Here is a 25,734-nt window from a genome sequence, read left to right as displayed (position 1 = left end):
TGCGCATGTCTCGCCGCTCGACCGCTTTTCTCAAGGCGCTGACTGCGCTCACCGTGCTGGTGCTGCTCGCTGGTTGCTCGTCGCTGTCGCCGTACTCGAAAGTGACCAAGATCAACCTCAAGCTGACCGGCAGCGATCAGCTCAATCCGGACCTCAACGGGCGGCCGTCGCCGATCGTCGTGCGCCTGTTCGAACTCAAGCACCCGGTGACCTTCGAGAACGCTGACTTCTTCAGCCTCTACGAACGCGCCAAGGAATCCCTCAACCCGGATCTGGTGGCCAGCGAAGAACTCGAACTGCGCCCGGGTGAAACAGTGGAACTGAAACTCAGCGTGGAGGAGGGCAGCCGTTACGTGGGCATCCTCGCCGCCTATCGCGACCTGCCGGATACCCAGTGGCGCCACACCGTGCAGATCACTCCGCTGGAACTCACCGAGGCTGATCTGACCCTCGATCAGGCCGGTATCCGCAACACCCAACAAGTGCTCGCCAAGGCGGATGACTGATCATGAACACCCATAAAGTCATTTGGCAGGAAGGCATGCTGCTGCGACCGCAGCACTTCCAGCACAACGATCGTTACTACGATCACCAGATGAAAACCCGCACGCAATTGCTCGGTGGCTACACCTGGGGTTTTCTCAATCTGGAAATCGACTTGCAGTTCCTCAACATGGGCAAACTGGTGATCAGTGAAGCCTCGGGGATTCTGCCGGACGGCAGCCTGTTCGAACTCGGTGGCAACACTGAGCCACTGGCGCTGGACGTGCCGCCGAACACCGGCAACACGCCGATCTATCTGGCGCTGCCGCTGGTCACCGGCAACCACATCGAGGCCCGGCGCCCGGAGCAATCCGACGTGCTCGCGCGCTACACCGCGTATGACGCCGAAGTCGCCGACTCCAACGCCGGCGATGATTCCGCCAGTCAGGTCAGCTGCGGTCGTCCGGATTTCAAACTGTTGCTCGGCGAGCAGCAGAGCGATCAGGCCTACGTGAAGCTGAAAATCTGCGACGTGCTCGACACCACGCCCGACGGCGTGATCAGCCTCGATCCGGATTTCGTCCCGACCTACATTCAGGCCCACGCCTCGAGTTATCTGCTGTCGTGCCTGAAAGAAGTCATCAGCATGCTCAGCCACCGTGGCGACACCATCGCCGAGCGGATTCGCTCCAACGGCAAGGTCGGCGGCGCTGAAGTCGGCGACTTCATGATGTTGCAACTGATCAACCGCACCGAACTGCTGCTGCGTCACTATCTGGGTCTGGAGCAGGTGCATCCGGAAGAGTTGTACCGCACGCTGCTGACCATGCTCGGCGATCTGGCGACCTTCTCCGGCGAGAGCAAACGCCCGCGTCTGGACAGCCGCTATTCCCACGCCGATCAGGGCGCGAGCTTTCGCAAACTGATGGAAGCGATCCGCCAAGTGCTGTCGATGGTGCTCGAACAGCACGCCATCGAACTGATCCTGCAGGCGCGTCAGTACGGCATCATCGTCTCGCCGTTGCACGATCACAAACTGCTCGGCTCGGCCTCGTTCGTGCTGGCAGCCAGTGCCAACTGCGACTCCGAAGAACTGCGTCAGCGCTTGCCGCAGCACCTCAAGGTCGGCCCGGTGGAGCGCATCCGCCAACTGGTCAACCTGCACTTGCCGGGGATCAAGGTCAAACCGTTGCCGGTGGCCCCACGGCAGATCGCGTTCCATTCGAACAAAACCTATTTCATCCTCGAACTCAGTTCCGAAGACCTGGCACAACTCGAGCGCTCCGGCGGTTTCGCGTTCCACGTGTCCGGCGAATTCGCCGAGCTTGAACTGAAATTCTGGGCCATCAGGAACTGACCGACATGATCAAGGAAACGGATTACAACCAGGACGACAAAACCGTCCTGCTCGACCGTCAGGGCCACGGACCGGCATCGAGTCCGCTGACCGACTTCGCCGCGCCGCCGCGTTTCGAGCAACTGGAAGAACGCATGATCTACGCCGCGCGCCTGCGTCCGGCGGAGGCGTTCAACATCAGCCTCAACTCGCTGGTCGCCGCTTCGTCCGACCTGCTCTCGGAAGTGGTGCGCCTCAAGCACAGCGAAACCCGTGAAGATCTGTACGCTCTCAATGAGCGTCTGACCGCCGGGCTGAAATTGTTTGAAGTACGCGCCCTGCACAACGGCGCCGAAAGCAGCCAGGTAATGGCCGCGCGTTACGTGCTCTGCACCGTGGTCGACGAAGCCGTCGTGACCACGCCGTGGGGCAACGAAAGCGAGTGGTCGCAGATGAGCCTGCTGAGCAGCTTCCACAACGAAACCTTCGGCGGCGAGAAGTTTTTCCAGCTGCTCGATCGGCTGTCGAAAAACCCGGTCAAGCACCTGCCGATGCTCGAACTGATGTACCTGTGCCTGTCCCTCGGTTTCGAGGGCAAGTACCGCGTGCAGGCGCGCGGCATGCTTGAGCTTGAAGGCATCCGCGACGCCTTGTACCGGCAGATCCGTCAGTTGCGCGGCGACGTGCCGCGCGAGTTGTCGCCGCACTGGGAAGGTCTCAACGATCAGCGCCGCAACCTGGTGCGCATCGTGCCGGCGTGGATGGTGGTGCTCTTTACTCTGGTCTGTCTGGTGGTGATGTATTCGGGCTTCGCCTGGGTCCTGAGCGAACAACGCGACACCGTTCTGCATCCTTATCAGCCGCTTGATCCAGCCGCGGTGCAACCGCAGGCGCAGCCGTAAAACAGGGACGTGTGATGAAAAAGTTTTTCAAGAAAGTCGGCGCCTTCCTGCGCCAGACCTGGGTCTGGACTCTGCTGCTGGTGCTGTTCGTGGCGCTGCTGGTGTGGTTCGTCGGCCCGTTGTTGGCGGTCGATGATTACAAGTTCTGGGAAAGCGCGACCTCGCGCCTGCTGACCATCAGCGTGCTGTTCCTGATCTGGGGCCTGACCATGGTCTTCGTCAGCTGGCGCGCCGGTATCCGCAAGAAAGCCGAGGAGGAAAGCGAGGACGGTCAGGACCGCATTCGCCGCGAAGAGCTGATCGACGAAGAACAGAAAGAGTTGAAGGCGCGTTTCAAGGACGCGCTGAAAACCCTGAAGACGTCGAGCCTGTATCGCGGTCGCAGCGAGCGCTGGCGCAGTGACTTGCCGTGGTACCTGCTGATCGGTCCGCAGGCCTCGGGCAAAACCAGCCTGCTGGACTTCTCCGGTCTGGAATTCCCGATCAACAAGATCGACCGCAAGCTGACCCGCGACACCCTCGGCACCCGTCATTGCGACTGGTATTTCGCCGATCACGGTGTACTGATCGACACCGCCGGGCGTTACACCACTCAACCGGACGCCGAAGTCGACGGCAACGCCTGGACAACACTGCTGGAGCTGCTGCGCAAGCGTCGTCGCGGTCGTCCGTTGAACGGCGTGCTGGTGACCATTCCGGTGGAAACCCTGACCGGCGGCAGCGAGCAGGACATCGAAACCCTCGCACGCCAGGTGCGCAGCCGTCTGCAGGATGTGCATCAGAAACTGCACGTCGACGTGCCGGTGTATTTGGTCCTGAGCAAGGCTGACAAGCTGCTCGGCTTCGACGAGTTCTTCGATCAACTGACCCGCGAAGAAAGCGATCAGGTGCTCGGCACCAGTTTCCGCAAGGATCAGGTTGGCACCGACGTCACGGTCCTGCGCAACGAGTTCGAAGAGCTGCTGCGCCGCCTGAACAGCCAAGTGATCATGCGCATGCACTCCGAGCGCGACACTCAGCGCCGTGGCCGCATCCTCGACTTCCCGCATCAGCTCGGGCAGATCGGCGAGCGCCTGTGCCTGTTCGTCGACATGGCGTTCACCGGCAACCGCTATCAGCGCGCCACGCAACTGCGCGGCTTCTACCTGACCAGCGCGCCGCACCTGACCCAGGAAATGGATTCGACCACCGCCGGCATCGGCGCCAGCCTGGGCATGAACGCCGGTGTGCTGCCGACTCTGCGCAGCGGTCGTTCGCGATTCATCCACCACTTGCTCAGCCAGGTGATTTTCCCCGAGGCCGATCTGGCCGGTCTGGACAAGCGCGAGCGCAGCCGCATTCATTGGGGCCAGCGTGCGCTGTACGTCGGCGCTCTGGCGGCACTGGCACTGTTCGGCATGCTCTGGGCCGGTGGTTTCTCGGCCAACTACGAGCGTCTGGAAAACCTGCGCACGCTGGCGCAGAACTGGACTCAGCAACGCTCGGCCGTGACGCCGCGCGATGACGCCATGGGTGTGCTGAAAGTCCTCGACACCAGCTACGCCGCGACTCAGGTGTTCCCGAGCAAGGGCGACGTCTCGTACCACGAGCGTGGCGGCCTGTATCAGGGCGAAGAGATCAACCCGGTGGTGAAAACCGCCTACGAGCGTGAGCTGGAAGCGCAGTTGCTGCCACGGGTCGCGACCATGCTCGAAGGCCAGATCCGCGCCAACATGAAGGACCGCGATCGCCTGCTCAACAGCCTGCGCGCGTACCTGATGTTGAACATGAAGGATCGTCGCGACGCGGCGTGGCTCAAGGACTGGGTCGCCACTGACTGGTCGCAGCGCTACACCGGTAACACCGCGGTGCAGAACGGTCTGAACACGCACCTCGAGCGTTTGCTCAAGCAGCCGTTCATCTACCCGCTGAACGATCAACTGGTCACCCAAGCGCGTCAGGTCCTGCGCAGCGAATCGTTGGCCAACGTGGTTTACCGCATGCTCCGCGAGCAGGCGCGCAACCTGCCGGACTATCGCTTCAGCCAACACCTCGGCCCACAAGGCTCGCTGTTCATCGGCACTGAATACGTGATCCCGGGTTTCTACACCCAGCAGGGTTATCAGCAGTATTTCTCGGTGCAGGGCGCGGCGCTGGTCACCGATATCCTGCGTGACAACTGGGTACTGGGCGAAGGCGCGGGCATCAGCGACATGGACTTGCGTCGCCTGATGGTCGAGCTTGAGCAGCTGTACTTCCGCGACTACGCCAACTACTGGAGCGAAGCCGTTGGCCAGGTCGCACTGCCACCAATCAGCGACGCTGGCGAAGGCGCCGAGCAACTGGCGGGCCTGACGTCGGCCAACTCGCCGGTACTCGCGCTGCTCACCGAAGTACGTGAAAACACCCGCTTCGAAGCCGCTGCTGATCCGGTCGATGAAGCCGGCGAGGCTGCTGATGCGCTGGCCGGGCAGAAAGGCAAACTGGGCAAGGTCGGCAAACTCGCCGCCGCTGCCGCCGACAAGGCTTCGGCGCTGAACGTGGCGAAGAACCTGCCGGATACCGCGAAGAAATCCCTGCAACGCCGCTTCGAACCGCTGCATCGTCTGCTCGATGACAACAACGGCCCGGGCGCTGACCTGACGCCGGCGTTCAGCGCGCTCAACGACCTGCAACTGCAACTGGCCGGCCTGGCCCGTTCCAGCACGCCGGAGCAAGCCGCATTCGAGATGGCCAAGACGCGCATGAGCGGCCAGCGTGATGCGCTGACCAACCTGCGCAATGCCTCCGGTCGTCTGCCGCGTCCGCTCAGCGTGTGGTTCAACGTGCTGGCCGAGGACTCGTGGCGTCTGGTGCTCAACGATGCCTATCAATACCTGAACGGCCGTTATCAGAACGAGCTGTACAGCGTGTATGGCAAGACCATCAGCAAGCGCTATCCGTTCAGCGCCAGCAGCACCAGCGACGTGGCGATCAGCGATTTCCGTGAGTTCTTCCGTGCGCAAGGTACCGTCGACCGCTTCTTCGACAGCTATATGCGTCCATTCGTCAGCGGCGATCCGGGCAACTACCGCATGCGCAGCGTCGACGGTCACAGCCTGCCGGTATCGAAGGTCTACCTCGATCAGATGGCGGCGGCGCAGACCATTCGCCAGAGCTTCTTCTCGATCAACCCGGCCGAGCCGACCGTGCAGTTCAAGCTTGAGCCCTACACCCTCGATCCGGCGGTCAGCCGCTCCGAATTCAAGTTCGGTGACAAGACCATGGAATACCGTCACGGCCCGATCCTGCCAATGACCTTCAAGTGGCCGACCGATGCTGAAGACGGTCGCACCAGCCTGGTCATGGACAAGATGGCCGGGCGTCCGATCGGGATCGAGAAGAACTCCGGCCCATGGTCGCTGTTCCGTCTGTTCGACCTGATGCAGACCGAGTACCTGAACGGTCGCGACGTGCTGGTACTGAAAGCCGACGTGGGCGGCCTGCGCGCCAACTACCTGCTGACCAGCCAGCGCACGCCGAACCCGTTCGACATGGGCGTGCTGCGCACCTTCCGTATGCCGGTGCAGCTCTGATGCTGGTGGCCAGTCCCTGGCGCAGCGCGGCGCGTACCGACCCGGGCAAGGTGCGGGCGCGCAACGAAGATGCCTTCCTCGACTCGCCGCAGCATGGGCTGTGGGTGGTCGCGGACGGCATGGGCGGTCATCAGGGTGGCGACATCGCCAGCCAGTTGATCGTTGCCAGCCTGGCTGAGTTGCCGCAACACGAGGACTTCGACGAACGCCTCAAAGCCATCCGCCAGTGCCTGCACTGGCTGAACCGGCGCTTGGGGCAGGAGTTGACCGTCACCGCCGGACGCCACGACAGCATCATGGGCAGCACCGTCGTCGCGCTGCTGGTGGAAGGCAATCGCGCGGCCTGCATCTGGGCCGGCGACAGTCGTTGCTACATGTGGCGCGGGCAGCGGCTGTATCAGCTGTCCAAGGACCATTCGCTGCAACAGCAGCTGATCGACGAGCAGCAAATGAGCGTCGAACAGGCGGCAGCGCACCCAGCGGCTCAGGCACTCACCCGAGCCGTCGGCGCCGCCGACACACTGACCCCGGATGTGCTTGAACTCGAGGTCTACCCGGGCGATGTGTTTTTGCTCTGCAGCGATGGTTTGTATCAGGGCCTGAGCAGCGATGCCCTCGGCAACGCCCTCAGCCTCAGCGCGCCGCACGTGGCGCTGGAACGTTTGTTCGACGGCGCTCTGCGGGGCGCCGCTCGCGACAACCTGACTGCCGTGGTGATCCGCCAATGAGTGAACTCGAATCGCCCATCGATGACCTGCTGATCAGCGAAGAACAGGCCAACAACCTGACCTACTTCGCCTTCGCCAAGGGCAACCAGGCCGAACCGTTGCTGGCGCCGACCAAGGCCAGCATCGGTGCGCTGCCGGATGTACTCGCCGGTCGCTACCACCTCGAGCGTCTGCTCGGGGCCGGTGGCATGGGCGCTGTTTACCGGGCGCGGGATCTGCTGCATGAGCAGTTCGGCGATCCCGACCCTTACATTGCGCTGAAAATCCTCAGCGAAGAATTTGCCGAATCGCCGGATGCCAGTGCCTTGCTCTACAGCGAGTTCGCCCTGACCCGACGCCTGCGCCACGACAATGTCGTGCGTGCGCACACCTTTGAAGTCGACACCGACTGCCAGCGGGCCTTCATCACCATGGAATACATGCGTGGCCTGACCCTGGACAAATTGCTCTGCGAACGGCCCCTCGGCCTACCGTGGAAAGAACTGCGCGACATCGTCCTGCCGCTGCTCGACACGCTGGCCTACGCCCACCGTCGCGGCGTGCTGCACGGTGATCTGAAACCGAGCAACGTCATGCTCAGCGAAGACGGCCTGCGCCTGTTCGACTTCGGTCTGGGGCAGGCAGAAGAGGGCACCTTGCCCGGTCTGCCGCACCTGAGCCGCGAGCGCTTCAACGCCTGGACCCCGGGCTACGCCGCCCCCGAACTGCTTGAGGGCCAACCGTTGTCGGCCAGCGCGGACGTGTACGGCGTGGCCTGCGTGATCTATGAACTGGCGGGCGGCAAACACCCGTTCCGCCGCTTGCCCTCGACCCAGGCCCGCGACGAGCACCTGGAGCGCGAACTGCGCGCCCCAGCGAATCTACCCCAGCACGGCTGGCAAGCGCTGCGAACCGCGCTGAGCTTCAACCCGGCAGAACGCACCATCACTGCCCAACAATTGCGTGACGCCTTGGGCGCCACTTCGTCCTGGCTGCAACGTCTGCGACTTCGGGCGTAACGGATGACATTCGAACAGGGAGCACACGATGTTCAACTCAGCTAACGAAACCCACTTCAGCCTCAAGGTCGAAGACTACGTCGGCGACCTGCAAGTGCTGTCGTTCACCGGCACCGAAGGCATCAGCCAGGCGTATCGCTTCGACCTCGAACTGGTCAGCGAAAACCCCGATCTGGACCTCGAACAACTGCTGCACAAGCAGGCGTTTCTGGCATTCGATCCACAGGGCTCGGGCATTCACGGGCAGATCTACCGCGTCGCCCAGGGCGATGCCGGCAAGCGCCTGACCCGCTACAAAGTCTCGATCGTGCCGCAACTGCAATACCTGCATCACCGCACCAACCAGCGCATCTACCAGCAGATGTCGGCGCCGAAAATCATCGCGCTGATCCTTGAAGAGCACGGCATCAAGAGCAACGCCTACAGCTTCCAGCTCAGCCAGCCGTGCCCGGATCGCGACTACTGCGTGCAGTACGACGAAACCGACCTGCATTTCGTCCAGCGCCTGTGCGAAGAGGAAGGGATTCACTACCACTTCCAGCACAGCGACAAAGGCCACCTGCTGGTGTTCGGCGACGACCAGACCGTGTTCCCCGATCTCGGCCAGCCGACCGCGTACGTGCAGGGCAGCGGCATGGTCGCCGAAGAACCGGTGATCAAAGGCTTCAAGCTGCGCCTGGAAACCCGCACCAGCCGCACCACACGCCGCGACTACGACTTCGAAAAACCGCGCCTGCAAATGGAAGCGGCCTACAGACCCGATGGCGAAAGCACTGAGCCAGATCTCGAAGACTACGACTACCCGGGCCGCTTCATCGACCGCGCCCGTGGCAAGTTCCTCAGCCAGCGCGCCCTCGAACGCCACCGCGCCGACTACCGCCAGGCCGAAGGTCGCGGCGACCAGACCAAACTGGTCAGCGGCCACTTCATGGAAATGTCCGACCACCCGCGCAGCGAGTGGAACGACCTGTGGCTGCTCACCGAAATCTTCCACGAAGGCAAGCAGCCGCAAGTCCTCGAAGAAGGCGTAACCAGCGACACCACCGACAACAAGGACGACTTCCACCAGGGCTACCGCAACACCTTCCTCGCCACCCCGTGGGACGTGTTCTACCGCCCGGCCCTCGAACACCCGAAACCGCGCGTACTCGGCAGCCAGACCGCCATGGTCACCGGCCCAAAAGGCGAAGAAATCCACTGCGACCAATACGGCCGCATCAAAGTGCAATTCCACTGGGACCGCGAAGGCCAGGCCGACGACAAAACCAGCTGCTGGCTACGCGTCTCCAGCTCCTGGGCCGGCGACCGCTATGGCGCCATCAGCATCCCGCGCATCGGCATGGAAGTCCTCGTCACCTTCCTCGAAGGCGACCCCGACCAACCGCTGGTGACCGGCTGCCTGTACCACAAGGAAAACCCGGTGCCGTACGCACTGCCGGCGAACAAGACGCGCAGCGTGTTCAAAACGCTTAGCTCACCGGGTGGCGGTGGCTACAACGAACTGCGTATTGAAGACAAGAAAGGTGCGGAGCAGATCTACATTCATGCGCAGCGTGACTGGGATGAGAACGTTGAGCATGACCAGAAGATTCGGGTCGGCAATGAACGCCACGACACGGTGGTGAAGAACACTTACACCGAGCTGAAGGCAGAAGAACACCGCACCACGATCTCTGACCGTAAGGTTGAAGCGAAGCTGGATGATCATTTGACGGTTGGGCAGAACCAGCATGTGAAGCTGGGCACGGCGCAACTGACCAGCGTGGGGAAAGAGATACACCTCAAGGCTGGGGACAAGATTGTTATCGAGGCGGGGACGGAGCTGACCATTCTTGGGGGTGGGAGTTTTATCAAGCTTGATGGCGGTGGGGTGACGGTGGTTGGGCCGGTGATCAAGATCAATGCCGGGGGCTCGGCTGGGTCGGGTACTGGCATCGGGATTAAACCGCCGGTGCTGCCGGGTGCGGCGGATAAGGATAAGGCGGGGAGTTTGATGGATCAGGCGTTGTTGAATGCACCGACTGAGAAAGTTAAACCGAAGGCTTTTTTTGTGTTTTCCGAGTGATCGACATGAATCGTGTTTTGAAGAAGAGCAATGGCATCGCGATAGCGGTTTTCACCGCGTCGCTGTTGAGCCTGTTTCATGGCAGCGCTTATGCGGATGAATGTCCGTCCGAGGACTTTTCCCAGTTTCTGCCGGCGTTTTCTGCGAATGCCGAAACTCAGCAGCGGTGGACTGCGATGACGGTGAAGTCGCTGGTGTTGAAACCCGAAGGAGAGGGGCGGACTCTTGAGCCGCAAACGGCGGAGATCAACAGCTCCACATTGGCGTTTCCGCTGATGGCACCTTTAGCCACAGACAAGACAGACGGGGTTGAAGTCGAAATAATCGACGACAGTCACGTCAACGTTGTGGACAAGCGAGCGGGTAACAGCAACATCAAGATTTTCAATTTTTCTCGTCAGGCATGCTGGGTACTCGAGGGCGTCGAGAACTGGTCGATCAATGATAAAGACCTTGTTGAAGGGACCACGCCGACCCTGAGTACCGCCGAGAACTTTTGCTATCAGCGTGCGCGAACTTACGGACGCCTTGGTGGCCTGGACAAATACTCCCTGACGGGAGAACTCTTTGAAGCAGCATTGGAAAACTACCTGTGTGCAGCAGCTTCCGGCGATCCTCAGGCAAGTCTCAGTGCTGCCAGTCTGAGCCTTTCCGGAATGGCATCGCAATTGGAAACAGAGAAGGTCGAAGCCCTGTTCAAGGCCGCCGCTACTACTCTGGCAAGCGGAGCTTCTGCATTGTCCACATTCTATTGTTATGGCAATGACACAGACCCCGAGGGCCCTTGTCAGCATCCTGAAGAAGCAGAAAGGGAATTGATTCGCGCCGCATCGATGGGCTCTTCCGATGCTCAAAATAAACTGGGTGATACATTCGAGACCGGTAGATTGGTAACCAAGGATGCCTCCAGAGCACTGGATTGCTATCGCTTGGCCGCCAGTAAAGGAAATGCCACCGCCCTGAGTAATTTAACCAGATTGAAATCGCAAACCGCTGACGCCACAGAATCCAGCCATTGCTATTGATTTGCAGGATGCAGAAATGACAGAACCATTAGATTTAACGGGTAATTACGAAAACCGTGGCTACGTGTACAAGATGGGCGGCGATGGCATAAAAACAAATGCGGCCGGTAATAAGTTAATCGACTGCTCGCACATGGTTAATTTGTTGCTAACGGGGGCTGGCTATAAAATCCCGTATCAAGACACACGTGTAATGGTGGACTCCACTTACTACACAACCGTGGTGCCACCCGACGTCAAGAAAGGCGATATCGCTCTTTGGATTAATGAAGATCCGCTGGGTGGTGGAGATAAGTTATTTCATACCGGTATTGTTGTTGACGTTAATCCTACCGGTACTGCAGGCAAGTTCTTCGGCGCGCAGACGAGGAAAGGGCCGTCATTTACTTACTTTGGCACTAAAGATCCGGCCTTCTACTGGCCCATTCCTACAAAATTTCTCAGGGCTAAAGAAGAGTATAGAACCGGCGCAGCGGAACAACCGGCCCCTGCCCCCGCTCCTGCACCAACGCCTGCTGGACCGGAGCCTGTTCTAAACTTTCAATTCCCCATAAGAAAGGCTGATGGGAAACAGTTCGACAGTGCCAATGAACTGTATGCCGCCATCGAAAATGAGACCTCAGGTCAATACCTTTTGGGTAGCTATAACTTTTGGCACGGTGGCATTCATATTAGCAATGCCAGTGCATCCTACTGTGTGAAAGACGAGCCCGTACGATGCATGGCGGATGGTGTGGTTGTAGCCTATCGCCTCAACGAAGATTATTTACAGTCGGAGTACGCTGGAGATAAACCGGCCAAGCTTAAATACTCTAATTCTTTCTGCCTGGTTCGGCATGACTACAAGTCGCCCGCTAACCCGGAAGAAGGCCCGAACAAAGGGAAACAAAATAAGCTGGTATTTTTCAGTCTTTATATGCACTTGATGCCCTATAAAGGCTACTTGCCTACAGAGGAGGAGTTGGGTAAGCCGAAGATAAAGTTCACGGTGGGAGATTTTACTGCCCGCAGTGATTCTGAGGAAGGTCCGGAATGCGTGAAGTATGGGCTGATTTCTGCGGGCTCTGTCTTTGAAGTTCTAGAAGAAAAGCTTGCCAGCAACGGTATCACTTACGCCCGAGGTAAGTTGTTAAGTGGCAAGGTGCCTAACAGGAAATTAGGGGAAGAATCCTGGTTTGCTTATAAGAAAGATGGTGTGGCAGTCAAGAATAAAAAAGACACCGCGATCTGGAGCGCAATATTACCGCCGGAACGAACCCGGCCAGGCTATTGGAAGGGGCTGGTTAAGGCTCGTGTCAGCGCCCCGAACGGATTGCCGTTGTTCGCAGCGCCCAAAGCTGTTGCTAACGGTGAAAGTGCTGGTGAACCGCTGGGAGAAATGGCCCTTTGTTTGAACAGTGAAATTAAATTCGACGGCACCAAAGTATTTAATCTGAAGGTTGGAAGTTCTCTGGTTCGGATGGCTGAGTGCACCTGCCTGTCTGGCGGTTTGAGAGGCGCAGGAACGGTTCCGTCAACATTCTGGGCGAGCGTCGAAGATATCGGTAACGGTCGGATGGTCACGTGGGCCGAAGTCACACCTGCCGAATTCGATAAGGTAATTGCTTGCGAAGCAGCGATAAAAGCAGGCCATCCAATAGGGTTTTTAGGCTTGCAGGAGAACCTCGGGAAAGTTGAGGGTTCAATCTCTAGCAAATATCACGCTCATATTGAGATATTCACCAGTGATACCGGCCTCGATAAATTCTTGCAGAATGAAGCTGCCCTGAAAATTGGCATGAGTTACCTGAATCTGCCGGCGGGCACGGTACTTGCCAGTAAGGCGACCACGGGACAGCCTGCGACCCTTGAGTCCAAACATATAGTTCCTATGGGATCGGTCTCTGTGTTCAAAGACTCAAAAGGGGTTGAGTGGTATGAGCCGACCGTTACAGAGAAAGATAAAAAGCTGACGGGCCTGATCAAAAAGGCAGATGTTACCTTTACGTCTGCAGGTGCTCAGTTGATATCTCAACATGATTGGGCAAAGTTGGGATATGCAGTTGTCAAAGAGGGCGATGAGAATTCAGATGGTTTTCTTGATCCGGACTCGATGCCGCCTTTTTTCAAGGAGCTCCATGCGAAACTCGACGCTTTGGGTGACAAAGATGGTGAAGTTACCTCCGCGGACTTGAACTCGGCATTGAAGAATGTGGAGTTCCGGGATAAATGGACAAAGTTGATTGCTTACCACCCCACCGAGTGGCAGGCGAAGTCTTCCGAGCCCAAGTGGAGTCGTCTTGATCAATTGCTCGCTGAGTCGCCAAAGTTACTGGAACATGAAAAAGAGCGGATTGACAAGCTTGTTTTTTGGGATGAGCTGGCGGGTGCGTTACAGATGCCTCTTCCGAAACAGGTCTATCATTTTCACCCGATTGCGTTCGTCAATAATTTCATGAAGTTTGCCGTGCCTGGAAAAGGTTGGGCGCACAGTGCGTTTGCCAATTTGCTCGCGAGCGTTGAGTCGAATAATGATTACACTGCTTACAACAGGACCAAGGGTGGACTGAAAGCGTTTTATAAAACTGATTTGACTACGTTGACCATCGCTGAACTACAGCAGAAACAGAAGGACCGGGATATTTTTGCGGCGGGTCGCTATCAAATGGTTCCTGACACGATAAATGGTGCTGTGAAAAAGCTCGAACTTGCTTCCACGCTTAAATTTGACGAAGAGACTCAGGATAAGATTTTTGAGGAATACTTGATAAAAGTTAAGCGCAAGGCATTCATCCAGTATCTGGAAGGCGATGGCGACGTCGAAAAAGCTGCCTATGCCTGGGCCTTGGAATTCGCCTCGGCAGGTGTAAGAAAGGGCAAGACCATTAGCCCGGTGCCGAAGAAAGATGAGCACGGAAACATCGAAATGAAAGACGGCAAACCGGTGATGCTCGCGAGGGTCGCAAGCTTTGAGGGACAGTCGTATTATGCGGGCGACGGTCTCAATACCGCTCACATTTTGCCGGCTGACATGGTTCGTGTTCTCGAGGAGTCAAAAAACAATGGCAAGTAAGTTATCAGCGTCCCGCTTGTTTTGGTTGGGCGCGCTTTTTCTCTTCTCGTGTTTTGCCAAGGCCGATGTGCCGCGGTTCGAAAACTATAAAGTCGACGAAATTTTTAAGGGCCAACATCACGACGCTGTTGCCAGTGATGAAAATAAAAGCTGGGCTGAGGGGCGCAAGAAAGCCATCAAGCAACCCGTAAATTTTGCGGGCCATTATGTTGTTTACGCAAACGGCTGTGGCGGCGGGTCTATCTGTGGCGAAATTCTTGACGTGAAAACGGGGGAGGTTGTTACGTCCTTTCCTAATGCTTATTACATCATCGGAAATGACGGTACCGCACCCTACGCGGCCGTCTACAAGCCAGACAGCAAATTGCTCGAAATTATGGGTGTAGCGGCCGATCCGGAAGTGGATGTAGAGGGTAACGATCTCGAGGAGGGTAACCGGCAGCGCTTCTACGAGTTCGATGGCAAGAAGCTCACTCTGATCGAACTTGTCGATCAGTAAATTTGGTTTATTCCAAGGGGAAAGGTGACGGATGTGCCTCTGGCTAAGTCCGCACCTCCCCTTTCTCCAGCGTGTTCATTTCCTGCGTTGTCGCCATCGACTATCCCTGATGTTGCAACGACCCGTTTGCACTCCTGGGATTCCGGGCGCAGGTGGGAGTAGGGCGGGTAAATTCAGTTCAACCCTTTAGCGGCATCACTAATCGGTCTGACTTGGACGATGCCGGCGTTAGCTGAAACCACCACATTGAGTCCCGTCAACGGTGTCGACACGAAATCAGCCCCAAATCCGGCACGTTTGAAGAGTTGCAGCCGGACTGCGGCGATGGCTTCGTTAACCTGCGCGTCGACAAAAAACGTAAGACGTTGCTCAGCACTTACTGGGGCATGAACGGACCAGATCAATGCATCACCCGACTCACCAAACGCAAAGCCTGAATGACTCAAGGAAGAACCCCGTGAAACGTTTTGTTTTTACCCTGCTGGCCGTGCTACTGCCGGTTTCAGCGGCCTATGCGCAGGATGACTGCAGCCATGTCACCTCAAGCCTGGAAATGGTGCCCTGTTCGGAGGCGGCGAAGAAGGCTGCCGATGCGCAGTTGAACGTCAGCTACAAGCAGTTGATGTCGCGGCTTGAGTCTGACTATCGAGCAGATCCGGCGTTGGGTGCGGAGTACGCGGCGAAGGTTAAAGAGTCGCAACGTGCGTGGTTGAAATTGCGCGATGCTAACTGCCCTTTGGAGGCATTCGAGATCGAGACTGGGATGCCGGCGCATGTGTTCGCGGTTAACTTGTGCATCGCCAGAATGAGTCGCGAGCGCTCGGCGTATCTGGACAAGATTGTCCCTGCGCTTGCATCCGATAAGAGCGCTTCGACGGCACCGACCAGCGACGCTTGCCCCTCGGAGGAGTTCGCGCCTTTCCTGACTGCGTTTTCCGCCAACAGCGAATCACAACGCCGTCTCACGGCGATGACGGTCAAGTCGCTGGTGTTGAAACCGGTGGCGGGAAAGGAACGTAGTACCTTTGAGCCTTCGACCTCGGGAGTCAGTGGAGCTACTTTCAACTATCCGCTGATGGCTGCAATCACGCCCGGCAAGACACTTGGAGTCGAAATCGAAGAGGTCGATGACAGTCACGTCAATGTGGTGGATAAGAGGGCAGGTAACAGCAATGTGAAAATCTTCAACTTCTCTCGTCAGGCGTGCTGGGTGCTTGAGGGGATTGAGGATTGGTCGGTCAGCGAGAAGGATCTTGTCGCAACGGATAACCCGGGAATGAGCCGCGCCGAAAACTTTTGTTATCAGCGTGCAGAAGCGTTGGGTGGGCTGGGGTCTCTTGAGCAATACGGGCTGACTGCGGAGCTGATTGAAGCGTCGCTGGAAAATTTTGTGTGTGCTGCAGAGTCGGGCGATGCACAGGCGAGCCTGTCGGCGGCGAGCCTGAGTCTTTCGCAAATGGCATCTCAGTTGGAAACCCCTAAGGTTGAGGCTTTGTTCAAAGCGGCTTCGAAAATACCAAAGGGTGCGCTGGGCTATGCGACGTTTCTTTGTTCGGGAAACTCCACCGACTATAACGGCCCTTGCCTTCATCCCAAGCAGGCAGAAGAGCAGGTTATTCGAGCGATTACCATGGGCTCCACAGACGCGATGAATTATCTGGCTTCTACCTTTGAAGCAGGCGAGTGGGGAACGAAGGATATGTCTCGAGCGTTAGCCTGTTATCAAATGGCGGCTGACAAAGGTGATCAGCTGGGCTTCTTCAACGTGGGGCGATTGGGATCGTCAGCCACGGCGCCCATCAAATCCAGCCACTGCATTTGAATTTCGAGGGCCTGTTTGAGGCGGTTTTGCACAAGTTTTGCCTGAATCCCTCAGGCTAAAACGTTTAACGCTTGAGCATCTGACTCCCCCGATTTTCCTTTAAACTCCCCACCCCCAAGGAACGCGCTCAGGACACGGAATGCCAGCCTCTTCTTCCTCGCTTCGCCCAGCGTTGGTGCTTTGGCTATATGCCGCTGCGATCACGCACATCCTCGCCGGTCTTACCCTGACCTGGGCCGGTGACTCCGGCTTGCTCGATGGCTACCTGCAAGTCCTCGAACTGTCGTTCTGGGGTGCCGATGCGGTTCCCACCGCCGGCCACGAACAACAAGTCTGGTGGCTCGCGCTGTTCGGCGCGACGTTGCAAAGTTATTCGCTGTACATGTTCGCGCTGGTGCACTTGGGCAATCGCTTGAAAGCTCCGGCCATCTGGGGCTGGTTGATCGCCGGCATCCTGTTATGGGCGCCGCAGGACATGTGGCTCTCGGCGCAACAGCAGGTCTGGTCGCACGTGTGGCTGGATGGTTTAGCTCTGTTGGTGTTGTTGCCGCCGCTGTTTTGGCTGTACAGACATGACCGTCAAAGGAAGGAGTAACAGCGTGAAAGTATTTTCGATTCTTCTCGGTTGCTTGCTCTCTGCTGCTTCATCCGCATTGTTTGCTGGAGAAGCGTGCAACCCAGACAGTTTGTCCAACCCGGACTTGATCACCTGCGGCCAGCAAACCTTCAAGAAAGTCGATGGTGTCTTGAACGAGCAATACAAAAAAGCGCTGTCGACTCTGGCTCCTGCGGAGCAAAGCCACCTGAGAGATGTGCAAAAGAACTGGGTGCGCTTCAAAGAGTCGTTTTGCGAAGAGCTTTACCAAGCTGCGTTGCCGGGTGCTGAGGCGCCAATCGAGAGGCTTGGGTGTCTGGTGCAGACGACCAATGCTCGGCTGGGAGAGTTGATCGCTCTACAGACGGGTTTACTGCTGGATGGTTTTTACAAAGCGGCATCCGCGATTGCAGGGAAGGATCGTGAGAGAAATTTAGCGGCCTCAATCGAGCGGCTGGGAGGGGATCAATTCGATGATCCGCTTTGGAAGAAGTACGCAGAAGGGCACTGCCAGATGGCTAGCCGTCTGTTGCGTGAAGACGTCGCCTACTGCGTGGTGAGGATGCGCTTTCAATTACCCATGAACCGCTAAAGGAATGTTTGGTTTGAAATTTTCGTCTGCATTGTTTTCCGCGATGCTCGTTTTCGTTCCTCTGGCGGCTCATAGCGAGGTCACGACCGGGGTTTTTTGCTTTCGCTCCTAAGAAGGCAAACCCATAAATTTTGAATTCCGAACCTATTACGACTCTGTCGCCAAATGGAGCGGTGCTGGCGTCAAGTACAGCAAGTCGAAAAAGGCAATCGGGCTGGTTCATCGCAGTACTGAACAAGAAGAACTCGTGTATGGCCGGCCCTACCAGTACACGACAACTTGGGTTGAAGTAGTTGATGGCGCACTGACAGGTGAGTATCAGATGGTCACTCAGGGTGGCCGGGTTGATGCGATGACGTATACGAATTACAAGTCTGCAAAGAAGTATTCGTTTGAAAACGATTACAACGTGAATGCGAAACCTGAAACAGGTTGCCAGTGGTGAAGCAGGGAATATTCAAAAAGGGGACTTAACGTCCCCTTTTTTTTCATTCACCAATCTCGCTACGGCTTGGCCGCCACGCTTCGCACTTCAATGTGATCAAGCGTCCCTTCCACCATCAATCTGACCCCGTCCGCCATCCTACTCAATGCCAATGCAACCGAGCGGCGTGAGCCATCTATGTCGTCCGCAAGGTCCGCAGCGATGATGCTGATGGACAGCAGATCTTCCGAGGCGTTGGCCAGGAGGGCTTCGGCATCGATGTCCGGGTTCAGGCTGAACAGGCCTTCAGGGCGTGGGGCCTGAGAGAGGTCAGATTTGCCGAAGTGGTGATCGAGGGCGCGTTCGGCGGCTTCATGTAGTTTTCTTGAATCGAAGGATTCGTAGGGGGAGGTGTCCTCGGTGCTGGTAGTTGAATTGGTCATCGGTGTAAATCCCTTGGAGTAAGAAGAAATTGCTCCCGAATTCGGACTTGCACATCCGGTCACCGAATACCCGATGACGCAGGAAGCCTATCGGTGATCTTCAAGCTCGCCTAGTTCATGGACAGCCCCGCACTTTGCAGGAAATTTCCCATGGATTCGCGGGCCGGAAGATCAAAAGATCGCAGGCTTCGCCGGCTCCTACAGGGATGTGTTTCAACAGGTGTAGGAAAGGTGAGTGGTGAGACGCGGAGCGTCTCGGGATGCATTCCCACGCGGAGCGGGGGAACGATCAGTGGGCGAGCGCTGAATCGTGACTTGGCAGTCATCGTGCGGGAAATGGTCAGCATCCTCTTCCAACAGCGTGAGATACTGGCGTTATCGTCCGAATCCCTTACACTGCCCCGGCCGTTCATTTTCCTTTTGAGGCTGTGCGCATGAAATTTCGTTTTCTCCTGTGGATGATGGGTTTGTTGATGGGTAAGGCCAGCCGGACAAATCCTGCGTTCCAGCAGCAGTTGGGTGACAAGGATCTGGTGTTTCAGCTGCAGACGCTGGACGGGAAAGTGGCGCGGCATTTCGTGGTCAAGGATCAGCGCATCACCAGCAAGTCTGGCGTGGTGCCGGAGCCGGCGTTTGCGATTGCGTTTAAAGACGCGGGTTATGGCTTTGCCACGATGCAGGCGAAGAACAAGCAGTTGGCGTTTATGCAGGGGATTCAGGAAAAGTCGATCCAGCTCAAGGGCAACCCGGCGCTGGTGATGTGGTTTCAGGGGTTGATGAAGTATTTGAAGCCGAGGAAGGCAAAGGCCAAGGCTTGAGATTTTTTTGGGTTGGCTTCAAGCGAAGCACAATGAAGAATCGTGCGTTCTTTGGCTCGCAAAGTCTTTATTCAGGCCTGTAAAGACGGTCGAACTGTCATTTCTGTCAGGTGCTTTGCTCATCTTCGCGATGCTCTACTCAAGCTCCAGTCCCGTAAAGGACGCCACGCACTTGATGGAGCAAGAACATGACTCAGGCTCAGGACTTGACCACGCCAGGTACCCCCGATCCCTCTTTTGCCCTGAATGGTTTATTGAAATTACCGATACCGGGCATTGCGAGCCATGAGGCTGCGGCCGTTTTGGCCCTTCCCGACGGGAAGTTGCTGGTCGCTCTTCCTCTGGAAGGAAGTGACGCGCTGCTGGCCATCGCCCGATTGAACGAAGACGGTACGCTCGACAAGTCCTTCGGAAGTCATGAGACGGGTTTCGTCGAGATATCTTTGAACGGCGCTAGCATCAGCACCGTGTTTGGGCTCGATGCGTTGCGGGACGGCGGCTGGCTGGTGCGCGTTCAATACTTCACACAGAAGGCCGTCGATGCCGGCCAAGCAATGATCCGCTTGAAAGGCGACGGTGAGCTGGACGATTCGTTCGGCGATAAAGGCGTGAGTTTATTTTCTTTCTACAAGATCCCGGGCTCCACGCTTGCGTCGTCGGCAGGGGCGAAGTCAAGCCAAAAGTCCCCCGCTACAAATGCCTCTACCGTCTCTGCAGTTCAGCAGGCCGATGGCAAAATCGTCCTGCTCCATTTCCTGCTGATCGATGAGCCATGGCCATCGCCCGTCGTGATGCGTCTTTTGGCAAACGGCTCGCTCGATCCATCATTTGACGGCGCGGGGTACGTCTTGGTGGATGTCGGTGCCACCTCGAGCACCGCTGGCGCTATCGCTGTTCAAGCCGATGGCAAAGTATTGGTTTGCGGCGTTTTTCAGAGTGGTGAGACAGCCTCCGGAGTTTTTCTGGCACGTTTGGACGTAGCGGGGAAGCTGGATAAGGATTTCAACAACGGCCAGGCGAAGCTGATTTTCGACGAGGATGGCGAGAGCTCTTTGAACGCTGTTTCGGTGCGCGAAAGTGATGGCAGGATCGTTGCGGTGGGTGACGCCTGGCAAAAGAACGTCCATGGCGGGTTGGTGGTTGTGCTGAACGCCAGCGGAGCATCCAATCTTGTATTCAATGATGGCCAGCCTCTGTTTTCCCCGTTACTGCCAGACGGATTGACGTGGCGGCATACATCACAGCTCGACGGCTCGATCATTGTCGTTGGAGCCGGTGATTCCGCGGTAATTACCGCGCGCTTTCTCGCAGACGGCAAGCTGGACACGGCCTTCAACGGTATTGGCTATACGCTCTTCGATAACGTAGCGGGGCCAGTGTTTCCTCATGATCTGGCAATCATGGAGGACGGTCGGATAGTGGTGTCCATGACCCACACCAGCCTTTCTGACCCTTCCCGGGTGGATGGCTGGATCACTCGCTATCTAAGCGCAAACCTGACGAGTGGCACGCTGAATTTTGATCCGTCTTTTGGCGAAAACGGCATTGTCAGATTTCCGCTTGGAGGATTGTCTGAGTTTGACGTAAGAGCGGTATTGGCTCTGCCGGACAACAAGTTGCTGGTGGCTGTTCGTCGACGCAAGGATGGCCTGGAAACGCTGATCGCCCGGCTTCTGGAGGACGGCCAACTGGACCTCGGTTTTGGTGAAGAAAAGACCGGATTCGTCGAGATTTCACTCAAGGACGGTTTGTATATGCACTCGATGCTCGAGTTGACGCCGTTCCCGGATGGCGGTTGGCTCGTTCGTGCCGAGTACCAGAACAATGGGCCTGATGTTTCTGCCGGGCTGGTTGTCGTGAAACAAGACAAAGATGGACGGCTGGATCACAACTTTGCTGACCAGGGTGTGCGTTACATTCCTTATGCGCAGATGGGGAGCGCGGGTCATGGCGACAATGTCTTGCGGCAAGACGAGAAAATCCTGCTGGTCGGCTCCGTCGAAGACGACGCTGGCCGTGTGAGCGGCATCGTCATGCGGCTCAATGCGGATGGCTCCGACGACACCACGTTCAATGGCACGGGTTTCGCGCTTGTCGAGCTCGCTGGCATTGCACACCAACACAGTTCTGCGCAGCTGGTCGCGCATCAACCTGACGGCGCTGTGGTGGTTGGTGGCAGCTATAGCGGGCCATCTTCGGGCGCTTACGTCATTCGATTCGACGCTAACGGCAAGATCGACAGGTCATTCGGCGAGAGCGGTAACGGAGTCGTGACCCTCTCAGGTGAGGATGAGATCCACCTGTCCGCCGTTTCAATTGTGGATAGCAAGATTGTTCTTGCAGGGGCTGCCGTAAGGGACGGTGGCATGCGTGGAGTGATTGCGGTACTCACATCCAAAGGTTCCTACAATCTCGTATTCAATAATGGTAAACCGTTGTTATCCGACTTCGTCCCGCAAGGTTTGAGATGGTTGCGCTGTGTAGCGCGACCTGACGGTTCAATCGTCGTCAGCGGCGACACCGGAATCGGAGTCACCGACGATGATCCGAGTGCGATCACGGCGAAGTTTTTGGCGGACGGAACACCGGACCTGTCATTCAACGGCACAGGGTTCAGCATCTTCGACGAGGCCGGGGTCCTGGAGGCTCTTCATGACATGACGGTACTGGGGGACGGCCGAATTGTAGTGGGAGGGTATTTCATTGGAAGCTTCCCGAATCCGCAGGGCTGGGTGATTCGGTACCGCGGTTGATTACGCCAATAATCAACAGTTGGCCGCAACGCACCCGCTCCTGAAGATCGCATCGATCTTGTGGGAGCGGGCTTGCCTGCGAAGCTTTTCAGGCCTGGCTGAACTGCGAAGCCAGTTCACGCAGCAGCACTTCAGCCTCAAGCACTTTGCTGACGACATCGTTGGCTTTGTCACGGCTCAGGCCGACGCGTTCAAGCAGGGCATCCGGAATATCTTCATCCGGCCCGGAGCCAATCCCGCGGCTGCGTAGCAGGCGTACGGCCAGGCAGACGAGGTTCGGGTATTCGGCGTAGGCGCCGTCGTAGCTTGGGTCGTGCTGGAAGCGCAGGGCGGTGGCCAGTTCATCCGGCATGTCCCAGTAGCGCATCAGCCACGAGCCGATCTGTTCACGGCTGATACCGAGCAGGTGTTGCTCGATGTAGCTGTGGCACAGGTGCGGGTTGACCTCCAGGTGGCGGCAGATCAGCGAGAAGTGCGGCGGGAACACGTGGGCCAGCAGCAGGTAACCGAAGTTATGCAGCAGACCGGCCAGATACGTCAGGCCGGCTTCCGGGCGCTGGGCGCGCGGCATGGCGCGGGTCAGGCCTTCGATGACGGCGGCGGTGTAGATCGACTGCTGCCAGTACGGCGTGGTGTGTTGCGGGTGGTCTTTGGGCAGGCTCAGGGTCTTGCCGAGGGCCAGGCCCAGCGCGAGGTTGATCACCAGATCGAAGCCCAGCACGCGGACGATCGCGTCTTCCACCGAACGAATCTTGCCCGGCGAGGCGTAGTACGGCGACGCCGCCCAGCTCACCACTTGCGCGGCCAGCGCCGGGTCGGTTTCAACCACGCCGGTGATGTCGTCGATGGTGGCATTGGGGTCAACGCGCAGCTTGATGATTTTTTGCGCGGTTTCGGCCAGCGGCGGAATCTCGATGGTCGCTTCCAGACGCTGCTGAATGCGCCGCGCGGTGAACGCCTGCACGGCCTGGGTGATTTCCTCGCGGTCATCGTCCGGGCGGTCGAGGTTCGGGCGGATGCTGCTCAGGGATTCGCCGAAGTTGGCGGCGCTGGCCTTGGTCAGCATCGATTTGAAGTCTTCGCTGCTGATTTCCAGCAGCAGGCCCGGCTCGCCGGAGTTGATCAGCAGCTTCGGCTCGCGCAGCAGGCTTTCTTCGTAGAGGCACGGCGAACTGGTTAGCGCCGGCAGGCCTGGGAGCAGGCTCAGATTGTGTTTGCCGAGCATCTTTTCCAGGCGTTCGGTGGACACGGCTGTGAGTCGGCGACCAGTGAGTTCGGCGAGGCGATTGAGATCCAGCAACTGGCTCTGTGGAAACAGCACCATCAACGCGCCCACGGCGTCGTCCAGCAACACGGCCTGCACTTTGCGCGAGGCATTGAGGCCGTGGTGGTCGAGCACTTCTTCGTAGGCAACGCCCAGCTTGTTGAGCAGCAGCCGAATAACAGACGGAGCTTGCGGAGATTCGGGGACGAGAGCAGCTTCGGTCATGGTCTGTATCCGTTTTTGAAACAATGGCAGGAGTATAACCAGCTCTGTAGGAACGATCCTGCACAAACTGCGACGGTGCTCACACTTGGCCGTATTGCTGCCCATGCCGCAGCCAACGGTCAAGCAATGGGCTGACGTGGGTCGGCCAGCGCTCCAGCAAAGCCTGGGCTGCATCGCGCACGGCGGGCAATAAATCGGCGTCGCGCATCAGGTCGGCGACCTTGAATTGCAGCAGGCCGGTCTGGCGGGTGCCGAGCATTTCCCCGGGGCCACGCAGTTCGAGGTCCTTTTCGGCGATGACGAAACCGTCGTTGGTCTCGCGCATGATGCCCAGGCGCTGGCGACCGATCTGCGACAGCGGCGGATGGTAGAGCAGTACGCAATGGCTGGCGGCGCTGCCCCGGCCGACGCGACCGCGCAACTGGTGCAGCTGCGCGAGGCCGAGGCGCTCGGGGTTTTCGATGATCATCAGGCTGGCGTTGGGCACGTCGACGCCGACTTCGATCACCGTGGTCGCCACCAGCAGTTGCAGGTTGCCGGCCTTGAACTCGGCCATCACCGCAGCTTTTTCGACCGGTTTCATGCGGCCGTGAATCAGCCCGACTTTCAATTCGCCGAGGGCGGCAGTGAGGTCTTCGAACGTGGTTTCGGCGGCCTGACAGGTCAGCTCTTCCGATTCTTCAATCAGCGTACACACCCAATAGGCCTGACGACCTTCGGCACAGGCGCTGCGCACCCGTTCGATGACTTCGACGCGGCGGGTGTCGGTGACCAGCACGGTGTTGACCGGGGTACGCCCGGGCGGCAATTCATCGAGGATCGAGGTGTCGAGGTCGGCGTAGGCGCTCATCGCCAGCGTCCGTGGAATCGGTGTGGCGGTCATGATCAGTTGGTGCGGGCACATGCGCCCGCCAACGCCTTTCTGCCGCAGCGCCAGACGCTGTTGCACGCCGAAGCGGTGCTGTTCGTCGATGATCACCAGTGCGAGGTTCTTGAACTGCACTTCGTCCTGGAACAGCGCGTGGGTGCCGACCACCATTGGTGTGCCGCTGGCGATCTGCTCCAGCGCGGCGACGCGGTTTTTGCCTTTGAGCTTGCCGGCCAGCCAGGCGACTTCAATGCCAAGCGGTTCGAGCCAGCGCTTGAAGGTGATGAAGTGTTGTTCGGCGAGGATCTCGGTCGGCGCCATCAATGCAACCTGGTAACCGGCCTCCAGCGCTTGCAGTGCGGCGAGGGCGGCAACCACGGTCTTCCCCGCGCCAACGTCACCCTGAATCAGGCGCAACATCGGTTCGTGCTGGCTGAGGTCGTAGGCGATTTCGTTGCCGACTCGCTGCTGAGCACCGGTGGGGTTGAAGCCGAGGTTTTTCAGATATTTCGGTGGCAGCTTTGTGGCTTTCGGCATCGCCGGCGCGCGCAGTGAACGCATGCTTTCGCGCAGACGCTGTTGCGACAGTTGATGCGTGAGCAGTTCTTCGAAAGCCAGGCGATGCTGCGCCCAGTGATGGCCAAGGGCGAGTTCATCGACGTCGGCATCGGCGGGCGGGTTGTGCAGGTAACGGATCGCGTCGGCCAGCGGCGCCAGTTGGTAGTCGCGGGCCAGTTCGGTCGGCAGCCAGTCCGGCAGGGTGCTCGGCTTGAGCAGCGTCAAGGTCTGCATGCACAACTGGCGCAGGCGCTGCTGGGTCAGCCCTTCGGTGAGCGGGTAGACCGGGGTCAGGGTTTCATCCACTGGCGGCGGTTCGTCGCCGGTGATGGCGCGGTATTCGGGGTGGTAGATTTCCAGGCCTGAGGCGCCGGGCCGGGCTTCGCCGTAGCAGCGAACCCGCGTGCCACGCTTGAGCCCTTCCTTCTGCGCGTTGCTGAAATGGTAGAAGCGCAGGCTCAGCCCGCCGGTGCCGTCCTGCAAGCGCACGACCAGACTGCGGCGGCGACCCATGACCACGTCGGCACCGCTGACGGTGCCTTCGACCACGGCGTCCTGCCCCGGTCGCAATGCGCCGATCGGCACCACGCGGGTGCGATCCTGATAACGCAGCGGCAAGTGGAAGAGCACGTCCTGCAGATTCTCGAGGCCGACCTTGGCCAGTTTCTCGGCCATGGCTTCGCCGACACCCTTGAGTGCCGTCACCGACACTTGCGACAGCTCCGTCATG

The 25,734-nt window shown here is 58.2% G+C and carries 19 protein-coding genes; 15 read left to right on the top strand and 4 right to left on the bottom strand.

Features of this window, described 5'->3' with window-relative positions:
- Positions 1 to 5: 5 nt before the first annotated feature.
- From tssJ to AB4O12_RS20965, 10 genes are read left to right on the top strand one after another with little or no spacing between them, the layout of a single operon-like run.
- The gene (tssJ, locus tag AB4O12_RS21010) at positions 6 to 506 is read left to right on the top strand and encodes a type VI secretion system lipoprotein TssJ (RefSeq protein ID WP_460059671.1); all 501 of its coding nucleotides are present in this window, start codon (positions 6 to 8) and stop codon (positions 504 to 506) included.
- 2 nt (positions 507 to 508) lie between these two features.
- On the top strand, positions 509 to 1,840 hold the full coding sequence (gene tssK, locus AB4O12_RS21005; protein ID WP_016772510.1) for a type VI secretion system baseplate subunit TssK: 1,332 nt from the start codon (positions 509 to 511) through the stop codon (positions 1,838 to 1,840).
- A gap of 5 nt (positions 1,841 to 1,845) precedes the next feature.
- Complete coding sequence (gene icmH, locus AB4O12_RS21000) at positions 1,846 to 2,721, top strand: type IVB secretion system protein IcmH/DotU (RefSeq protein WP_016772511.1); 876 nt, start codon at positions 1,846 to 1,848, stop codon at positions 2,719 to 2,721.
- 14 nt (positions 2,722 to 2,735) lie between these two features.
- Positions 2,736 to 6,275 carry a type VI secretion system membrane subunit TssM gene (gene tssM / locus AB4O12_RS20995; protein WP_016772512.1) on the top strand — a complete coding sequence of 1,180 codons (3,540 nt, stop codon included), beginning with the start codon at positions 2,736 to 2,738 and terminating at the stop codon, positions 6,273 to 6,275.
- Positions 6,275 to 7,003 (top strand): PP2C family protein-serine/threonine phosphatase, encoded by a 729-nt coding sequence (locus AB4O12_RS20990; protein ID WP_460059670.1) that lies wholly within the window; start codon positions 6,275 to 6,277, stop codon positions 7,001 to 7,003. Before tssM ends, AB4O12_RS20990 begins: the two co-directional genes overlap by 1 nt.
- A complete protein-coding gene (locus tag AB4O12_RS20985) occupies positions 7,000 to 8,001 on the top strand; it encodes a serine/threonine-protein kinase (RefSeq protein WP_460059668.1) in 1,002 nt (333 codons plus the stop codon). The genes AB4O12_RS20990 and AB4O12_RS20985 overlap by 4 nt, the downstream gene beginning before the upstream one ends.
- Before the next feature lie 28 nt (positions 8,002 to 8,029).
- Positions 8,030 to 10,066: a type VI secretion system Vgr family protein gene (locus tag AB4O12_RS20980; protein WP_460059667.1), complete on the top strand. Its 2,037-nt coding sequence runs from the start codon at positions 8,030 to 8,032 to the stop codon at positions 10,064 to 10,066.
- 5 nt (positions 10,067 to 10,071) lie between these two features.
- Positions 10,072 to 11,091, top strand: a complete 1,020-nt coding sequence (locus AB4O12_RS20975) for a tetratricopeptide repeat protein (protein WP_460059666.1) — start codon at positions 10,072 to 10,074, stop codon at positions 11,089 to 11,091.
- 16 nt (positions 11,092 to 11,107) lie between these two features.
- Positions 11,108 to 14,143 (top strand): hypothetical protein, encoded by a 3,036-nt coding sequence (locus AB4O12_RS20970; RefSeq protein WP_460059665.1) that lies wholly within the window; start codon positions 11,108 to 11,110, stop codon positions 14,141 to 14,143.
- On the top strand, positions 14,133 to 14,642 hold the full coding sequence (locus AB4O12_RS20965; protein ID WP_252877119.1) for a hypothetical protein: 510 nt from the start codon (positions 14,133 to 14,135) through the stop codon (positions 14,640 to 14,642). Before AB4O12_RS20970 ends, AB4O12_RS20965 begins: the two co-directional genes overlap by 11 nt.
- 173 nt (positions 14,643 to 14,815) lie before the next feature.
- Here AB4O12_RS20965 and AB4O12_RS20960 read toward each other — a convergent pair whose 3' ends face one another.
- Complete coding sequence (locus tag AB4O12_RS20960; protein WP_252877118.1) at positions 14,816 to 15,088, bottom strand: hypothetical protein; 273 nt, start codon at positions 15,086 to 15,088, stop codon at positions 14,816 to 14,818.
- An 11-nt stretch (positions 15,089 to 15,099) separates the two neighbouring features.
- Between AB4O12_RS20960 and AB4O12_RS20955 the strand changes: the two genes are divergently transcribed.
- The 3 genes from AB4O12_RS20955 (at position 15,100) to AB4O12_RS20945 (ending at position 17,651) form a co-directional block, all read left to right on the top strand.
- A complete protein-coding gene (locus tag AB4O12_RS20955; protein ID WP_460059664.1) occupies positions 15,100 to 16,464 on the top strand; it encodes a lysozyme inhibitor LprI family protein in 1,365 nt (454 codons plus the stop codon).
- A gap of 139 nt (positions 16,465 to 16,603) precedes the next feature.
- On the top strand, positions 16,604 to 17,059 hold the full coding sequence (locus tag AB4O12_RS20950; protein WP_460059663.1) for a cell division protein: 456 nt from the start codon (positions 16,604 to 16,606) through the stop codon (positions 17,057 to 17,059).
- 4 nt (positions 17,060 to 17,063) lie between these two features.
- A complete protein-coding gene (locus AB4O12_RS20945) occupies positions 17,064 to 17,651 on the top strand; it encodes a lysozyme inhibitor LprI family protein (protein WP_237143798.1) in 588 nt (195 codons plus the stop codon).
- A gap of 504 nt (positions 17,652 to 18,155) precedes the next feature.
- On the opposite strand, the gene AB4O12_RS20940 is transcribed toward AB4O12_RS20945, so the two are convergent.
- Entirely contained in the window at positions 18,156 to 18,518 is a 363-nt protein-coding gene (locus tag AB4O12_RS20940; protein ID WP_460059662.1) for a DUF6124 family protein, read from the bottom strand.
- A 434-nt stretch (positions 18,519 to 18,952) separates the two neighbouring features.
- Here AB4O12_RS20940 and AB4O12_RS20935 point away from each other — a divergent pair, with 434 nt between their 5' ends.
- Both AB4O12_RS20935 and AB4O12_RS20930 read left to right on the top strand, forming a co-directional pair.
- Positions 18,953 to 19,336 (top strand): helicase, encoded by a 384-nt coding sequence (locus AB4O12_RS20935; RefSeq protein WP_460059661.1) that lies wholly within the window; start codon positions 18,953 to 18,955, stop codon positions 19,334 to 19,336.
- Positions 19,337 to 19,524: 188 nt separating this feature from the next.
- Complete coding sequence (locus AB4O12_RS20930; protein WP_460059660.1) at positions 19,525 to 22,089, top strand: hypothetical protein; 2,565 nt, start codon at positions 19,525 to 19,527, stop codon at positions 22,087 to 22,089.
- An 88-nt stretch (positions 22,090 to 22,177) separates the two neighbouring features.
- Here AB4O12_RS20930 and AB4O12_RS20925 read toward each other — a convergent pair whose 3' ends face one another.
- Positions 22,178 to 23,578 (bottom strand): aminoacyl-tRNA deacylase and HDOD domain-containing protein, encoded by a 1,401-nt coding sequence (locus tag AB4O12_RS20925; protein ID WP_460059659.1) that lies wholly within the window; start codon positions 23,576 to 23,578, stop codon positions 22,178 to 22,180.
- Positions 23,579 to 23,657: 79 nt separating this feature from the next.
- Positions 23,658 to 25,733 carry an ATP-dependent DNA helicase RecG gene (gene recG / locus AB4O12_RS20920; protein ID WP_041476627.1) on the bottom strand — a complete coding sequence of 692 codons (2,076 nt, stop codon included), beginning with the start codon at positions 25,731 to 25,733 and terminating at the stop codon, positions 23,658 to 23,660.
- Position 25,734 lies beyond the last annotated feature (1 nt).

The sequence above is a fragment of the Pseudomonas sp. S2_A05 genome (assembly GCF_054668485.1).
This window is presented reverse-complemented; position numbering and strand designations above follow the sequence as displayed.